2 protein-coding genes are annotated in these 2907 nt (G+C 73.5%); both read right to left on the bottom strand.

Annotated features, from left to right (window positions below; translation table 11 throughout):
* On the bottom strand, positions 1-1181 hold a 1181-nt coding region (locus tag ACTIR_RS27175), incomplete at its 3' end, for a DUF6986 family protein (protein WP_065388562.1).
* The gene (locus tag ACTIR_RS27170) at positions 1178-2605 is read right to left on the bottom strand and encodes an NAD-dependent malic enzyme (protein WP_026454188.1); all 1428 of its coding nucleotides are present in this window, start codon (positions 2603-2605) and stop codon (positions 1178-1180) included. The genes ACTIR_RS27170 and ACTIR_RS27175, both read right to left, overlap by 4 nt.
* Between the last annotated feature and the right edge of the window lie 302 nt (positions 2606-2907).

The following is a 2907-nucleotide window of genomic DNA, read 5'->3' as shown; positions in this document are numbered from 1 at the left end:
GTGGCCGCGCCGCAGTCGAGCGCCCGCAGCACGAACCCGGCCAGGGCGGCGGCCGTGGCGGGTTCGTCCAGCCAGCCCGAGTCACCACCGCCGAGGTAGCCGCGCAGCCGGTCGGTGGCCTGCGCCAGTCCCTCCCGGTAGAAGGCGTAGGTGGCCAGGTAGCGGGTCGGCAGCTGGGCCGGGTGCAGGTCCCAGCCCTGGTAGAAACCACGCTCCAGCGACCGGCGCACCAGCCGGGTGTGCAGCCGCCACGCCGCGTGGACCCGGTCGGAGGCGCCGACGGGCAGCACGTTGGTGGAGCCGTCGGAGAGGAACACGCCGGTGCCCGCGGCGGCCACCTGCATCACCGCCTTGGCGTGGTCGGCCGCCGGGTGTTCCATGCTCTGATGCTCGGCCGCGATGCCGCACGAGGCGGAGTAGTCGTAGGTGCCGTAGTGCAGGCCCGTGCACCGGCCCCGCGCGGCGTGCACCATGCGGGCGACGAGCACCGTGCCGTCCGGTCCGAGGATCGACTGCGGAGTCTCCACCTGGATCTCGAACCGCAGGGAACCCTCGGCCAGCCCGAGGGCGGCCTCCAGCCTCCCGCACACCAGCACCATCGCCTCGACCTGCTCCACCGAGGTCACCTTCGGCAGGGTCACCACGAACCCGTCGGTGAGCCCGCCGGCGGCGTGCAGGGTCTCGACGAACGACCACAGGGTCGTCAGACCGCGGCGGCGGGTGGGCGCCTCGAAGCTCTTGAACCGGATGCCGTGCCACGGCGGGGCCGTCCCGGACCGCACGGTGTCGGCCAGTGCCTCGGCGGCGGCGGTCACCGCCGCGTCCTCCTCCGCGTCCGGGCGGGTGCCGTAGCCGTCCTCGAAATCGACGCGCAGGTCCTCGACCGGTTCCCGTGCCAGCTTGTCCCGGATCCGGTCGTGGACCGCACGGGCGGTCTCCGTGGGCACGCCCGTCGCCCCGGCCAGGGACTCCGGGGTGTCCGCGTGTTCGTCCAGCGCGGCCGACGCCCGCGCGCCCCAGTCCGGCACGGTGGTGGCCGTGTACCGGTCGGCGGGGACGTAGACCGTGTGCACCGGCTGCCGCACGCCCCGGTCGCCAGGGAAGCGCCGGGCCAGTTCCCGATCGGCGGTGGCCAGGCGCCGGTCGAGTTCCTCGGCCAGACCCTCCACGCCGGCGCTCACGACCGCGCCCCGTCCCGGTCGGCGGTGTCCCGATCGGTGGTGTCCCGGTCGGCGGCGGCGCGGACCGCGGCGGCGACGGCCGGGGCGACCGAGTCGTCGAACACCGACGGCACGATGTAGCTGGCATTGAGCTCGGACGGCTCGACCGAGTCCGCGATCGCCTCCGCCCCGGCGAGCATCACCGCGTCGGTGATCCGGTGCGCCCCGGCGTCCAGCATGCCCCGGAACAGACCGGGGAAGGCGAGCACGTTGTTGATCTGGTTCGGGAAGTCCGACCGGCCGGTGGCCACCACCGCCGCGTGCCCACGGGCGGCGAACGGGTCCACCTCCGGGTCCGGGTTGGCCAGGGCGAACACGATCGCGTCGTCCGCCATCGCGGCGAGGTCGGCGCCGTCGAGCAGGTTCGGCGCGGACACACCGACGAAGACGTCGGAACCGGCCAGTGCCCCGGCGAGCGTGCCGGTGACCCCGCGGGGGTTGGTGTTGTCGGCGATCCACCGCCGGTCCGGGTCGAGCCCGTCGCGCTCCGGGTGGACGACCCCGTGCCGGTCGCAGGCGACGATGTCGGTGACGCCCTGGGCGTGCAGCAGCCGGATGATCGCGTGCCCGGCGGCGCCGACGCCGCTGACGACCACCCGCAGCCCCTCCCGCTTCTTGCCGACCACCCGCAGGGCGTTGGTCAGCGCCGCCAGCACCACCACGGCGGTGCCGTGCTGGTCGTCGTGGAAGACCGGGATGTCGAGCTCGTCGCGCAGCCGCCGTTCGATCTCGAAGCAGCGGGGCGCCGCGATGTCCTCCAGGTTGATCCCGCCGTACACCGTCGCCATCGACCGGACGATGTGGACGATGTCGTCCGGGTCGCGGGTGTCCAGGCACACGGGCCAGGCGTCCACCCCGGCGAACTGCTTGAACAGGGCCGCCTTGCCCTCCATCACCGGCAGCGCGGCGGCCGGGCCGATGTCGCCGAGGCCGAGCACCGCCGACCCGTCGGTGACCACGGCGACGGTGTTGCGCTTGACGGTCAGCCGCCGCGCGTCCTCGGGACGGTCCGCGATGGCCCGGCAGACCCGGGCCACCCCGGGGGTGTAGGCGCGGGAGAGGTCGTCCCGGTTGCGCAGCGGGACCCGGGGATTGACCTCGAGTTTGCCGCCGAGGTGCAGCAGGAACGTGCGGTCGCTGACCTTGCGCACGGTCACGTTCGCGACCGCGCCCAGCGCCTCGGTGATCGACTCGGCGTGGTCGGCGTCGGCCGCGTCGCAGGTGACGTCCACGACGAGCCGGTCGGCGTGCGACTCGGCCACGTCGAGTGCGGTGAGTGCGCCCCCGGCGTGGCGCACGGCGGCCACCAGGTCGCTGGTGGCGTCGGCGTGGGACGGGGTCTCCACCCGGACGGTGACGGCGTAGCCGGGACTGGTGTTGGACATCGGACCTCACTGGTGCGCGACGGACGGGATGCTCCGAACGGAAGCACGCGGCCCGGAACATCTTCAACAAACTGTTGACGTGAAGGCTGTCACAGGTGCATGCTCTCGTTCAACGGAATTCTTCTTCCGCGATCCGAAAGGTTTGATCCCATGACGTTGGACGAGTTCAACGCGGCACCGGCCGGGGAGGTGACTCCCGCGCTCCTCGCGTGCTGCGCCGCGCCCTCCTGGGCCGACGCGGTGTGCGCGGGCCGCCCGTACCCGGACGTGGACACCCTCGCCGACACGGCCGACGCCGCGGC

It is taken from the genome of Saccharomonospora iraqiensis subsp. iraqiensis (genome assembly GCF_000430445.1).
GTDB lineage: Bacteria > Actinomycetota > Actinomycetes > Mycobacteriales > Pseudonocardiaceae > Saccharomonospora > Saccharomonospora iraqiensis.
Note: the sequence above shows the minus strand (reverse complement) of the source record. Positions and strands in the feature narration are given on the sequence as shown.